At 58.4% G+C, this 3,118-nt stretch carries 5 protein-coding genes; all 5 read left to right on the forward strand.

Annotated elements, in window-relative coordinates; genetic code table 11:
* Positions 1–356 precede the first annotated feature (356 nt).
* The 5 genes from XANALMUS060_RS16815 (at position 357) to XANALMUS060_RS16835 (ending at position 2,112) form a co-directional block, all read left to right on the forward strand.
* Positions 357–788 carry a 2OG-Fe(II) oxygenase gene (locus XANALMUS060_RS16815; protein ID WP_052688272.1) on the forward strand — a complete coding sequence of 144 codons (432 nt, stop codon included), beginning with the start codon at positions 357–359 and terminating at the stop codon, positions 786–788.
* Positions 789–851: 63 nt separating this feature from the next.
* On the forward strand, positions 852–1,070 hold the full coding sequence (locus tag XANALMUS060_RS16820; protein WP_045739419.1) for a hypothetical protein: 219 nt from the start codon (positions 852–854) through the stop codon (positions 1,068–1,070).
* Positions 1,071–1,103: 33 nt separating this feature from the next.
* Complete coding sequence (locus XANALMUS060_RS16825) at positions 1,104–1,487, forward strand: DUF5675 family protein (protein ID WP_045739420.1); 384 nt, start codon at positions 1,104–1,106, stop codon at positions 1,485–1,487.
* 38 nt (positions 1,488–1,525) lie between these two features.
* Positions 1,526–1,723 (forward strand): hypothetical protein, encoded by a 198-nt coding sequence (locus XANALMUS060_RS16830; protein WP_045739421.1) that lies wholly within the window; start codon positions 1,526–1,528, stop codon positions 1,721–1,723.
* Positions 1,724–1,734: 11 nt separating this feature from the next.
* On the forward strand, positions 1,735–2,112 hold the full coding sequence (locus XANALMUS060_RS16835) for a 3TM-type holin (RefSeq protein ID WP_045726735.1): 378 nt from the start codon (positions 1,735–1,737) through the stop codon (positions 2,110–2,112).
* Positions 2,113–3,118 lie beyond the last annotated feature (1,006 nt).

Below are 3,118 nucleotides of genomic sequence, written 5' to 3' on the forward strand. Positions count from 1 at the left end.
CGGTCCAGTCTCCCAACGTCGTCGTGCTAGGCGGATTTTTGGACCAAGTCGATTGCCGCGATCTGATCCCAGTCTCCCAACGTCGTCGTGCTAGGCGCTCCGTCGTGCATCACGCGCAGGGGACGCGCATCGATGAGACACGTACCAGTTCCGGTTGCCATTTTCGTCGTGCATCACGCGCAGGGGACGCGCATCGATGAGACACGTACCAGTTCCGGTTGCCATTTTTCGCGCGCAGAAGTGGCGCTTGTGGCCAACATCGAGCAGCGCATCGCCGAACTCACCGGCATCCCAGTGGAAAACGGCGAAGGTCTGCAGGTGCTGCACTACCTGCCGGGACAGCACTACATCCCGCATTGGGACTACTTTCCACCGGAGAGTCCAAGCTCGGCCAACATCGTCCGACCGGAATTGGGCGGGCAACGCATCGCCACGTTGGCGAAGGTCTGCAGGTGCTGCACTACCTGCCGGGACAGCACTACATCCCGCATTGGGACTACTTTCCACCGGAGAGTCCAAGCTCGGCCAACATCGTCCGACCGGAATTGGGCGGGCAACGCATCGCCACGTTGATCGTCTATCTGAACACCGTTCCCCTCGGCGGGGAGACGGAGTTCCCCCGTGCAGGCATCAAGGTGGCAGCCGTCCAGGGCAATGCCTGCTTTTTCTCTTACCGCACGGCAGACGACCAGCCCGATCCTCTGACGCTACACGGCGGCAATGCGGTCATCGACGGCGAGAAGTGGATCGCCGTCAAGTGGCTACGCGAGGGGCGCTACCCACGATAGGGCTGACCGCCCACTAACACTGGCCTTTGCANTAGCCTAAAAACGACACGCCATGCCTGCGGCGTGCTGTCGGAAAGCGACCGACAGGCATTGGCGGACGCGCTGTGCGAGGCATTCGAAAAATCCGCGCCTTTGCTGTCTCAAGCACTGTCCGACGCACTACAGGCTCAGTTCGAACGCGTGATAGGACGCGGCGTGGTGGGCTGGACAAAACGCATCCTGATCGCCGGCCTGCTCGCGCTGGCCGGCTATACCTTTACCAAGAGCGGAAGCTTCAAATGAACATCGTAATCACCCGAAAACACTCCACACCCAATGGCACGCCCTCCCGGCGAGTTGGTCGCCACGAACGATGCTGGCCATGCATTTACCTGCGACACCCTGGAACTGCCATGGCAAGACAACGCGCCAGGCGTGTCCTGCATCATGAACGACCACTACAGCGCCACGATCTGGCACTCCGATCACCTCGACTGCGACGTACTGCGCCTGGAGGACAAGCACGGACGGAAGGACAACGCGCCAGGCGTGTCCTGCATCATGAACGACCACTACAGCGCCACGATCTGGCACTCCGATCACCTCGACTGCGACGTACTGCGCCTGGAGGACAAGCACGGACGGAAGAACTGCCTGATCCACTGCGGAAATTTTGCCGGCAATGTAGCTCAAGGCATGGAAACCCAGGTAACTGCCTGATCCACTGCGGAAATTTTGCCGGCAATGTAGCTCAAGGCATGGAAACCCAGGTACATGGATGCACGCTGGTCGGTAGCCGCTACGGAGCGCTGGTCAACGACGACGGGGGCGCTCAACTTGCGATCCTCGACAGCCGCGTGACGCTGACCAGACTGATCGCATTCGTCGGCAGCGGGGACCACATCGTCAGCTATCAATGGGCACAGGGTTGCGAACCTGTCGCCTGCCACGCTTGAGGAGAGGCACCATGGACATCAGCGGCATCGGTACGGCGGCGGAAGCCGCCAAAAGCATCATCGGGATGTTCTTCCCCGACAAGACAGAGGAGGACAAGGCTAAGTTGGCGGCAACGCTGGCGCTCATTCAAACGCAGACCGACATCGACAAGGCCGAAGCGCAGAGTTCCGACCCTCTGCAACACTGGCGCGGTGGGCTGGGCTGGGTCTGCGTCGCAGGATATTGCTGGAACTTCGTCGGCGGGCCACTCACCAACGCGGTGGCCGCCGCCGTCGGCCATCCTCTCAACCTGCCCTCACTCGACATTGGACCGCTCGCCACCCTCACGCTCGGCATGCTGGGATTGGGCGGACTGCATGTGGCCGAGCGCGTGAAAGGAGCGGCGTAACGACTTCCGGCAAGTACAGTGATCCAGTGCCGGACTCATAAGCGCACGCCGCATCCCCCAGATGGCCGTGCGTTTGACAGCCCCGGCACAATGTCGTATCCAGTAAGACAACGGTTGGCACATCGGCATCACCTGCGCATAAGGACCATGGCTTGAGCAGGCACCCCATCCCCGAATCAGCGTTAGGACGCCCCCAGCCCTCGTCGGCAGTGGGCGCAGTTGTGTGGGCATTCAAGTGCCCGGCACACCCATTGCGCCAGGCATCTGCCACGCGCGCTGTATCCTGGATATGGGGTATCTGCATGACGGGATTTCCATTTTCACTTTCGGTCGTTAATCGGTCATCCGAAGCTGGAATGTTTGCCGCATCCCCCAGATGGCCGTGCGTTTGACAGCCCCGGCACAATGTCGTATCCAGTAAGACAACGGTTGGCACATCGGCATCACCTGCGCATAAGGACCATGGCTTGAGCAGGCACCCCATCCCCGAATCAGCGTTAGGACGCCCCCAGCCCTCGTCGGCAGTGGGCGCAGTTGTGTGGGCATTCAAGTGCCCGGCACACCCATTGCGCCAGGCATCTGCCACGCGCGCTGTATCCTGGATATGGGGTATCTGCATGACGGGATTTCCATTTTCACTTTCGGTCGTTAATCGGTCATCCGAAGCTGGAATGTTTTTAATATTCCTCATGGATTTTATACTGATATTATTTTTAATTAAGGAAATTATCGCCAATCAAATATGTAGCAAACTGATCTTTGCTATTGGGGCCGCTGGAAAAGTGACTCAGCGCGCACTAGTCGCTTAAATAATATTGATAGATAAGCCTTGCCCTCCTCAAAAATCACATATAAATGTCTACCTAAACATAAGGCACTTATAATACATTACAGCCACTAAGGCCATGGACAGGAAGGCGGGGAAATGAAAAAAGACATCGCTCGGGGATTCTTGCTAAGTGCGTCTTACTCGCTCGGGGATTCTTGCTAAGTGCGTCTTACTGCA

The organism is Xanthomonas sp. MUS 060, from assembly GCF_000963215.1.
Taxonomy (GTDB): domain Bacteria; phylum Pseudomonadota; class Gammaproteobacteria; order Xanthomonadales; family Xanthomonadaceae; genus Xanthomonas_A.

Coding starts and splice junctions, on each gene's coding strand:
- XANALMUS060_RS16830 (WP_045739421.1), top strand. CDS start 1,526: ATGGAAACCCAGGTACATGGATGCACGCTGGTCGGTAGCCGCTACGGA.
- XANALMUS060_RS16825 (WP_045739420.1), top strand. CDS start 1,104: ATGGCACGCCCTCCCGGCGAGTTGGTCGCCACGAACGATGCTGGCCAT.
- XANALMUS060_RS16835 (WP_045726735.1), top strand. CDS start 1,735: ATGGACATCAGCGGCATCGGTACGGCGGCGGAAGCCGCCAAAAGCATC.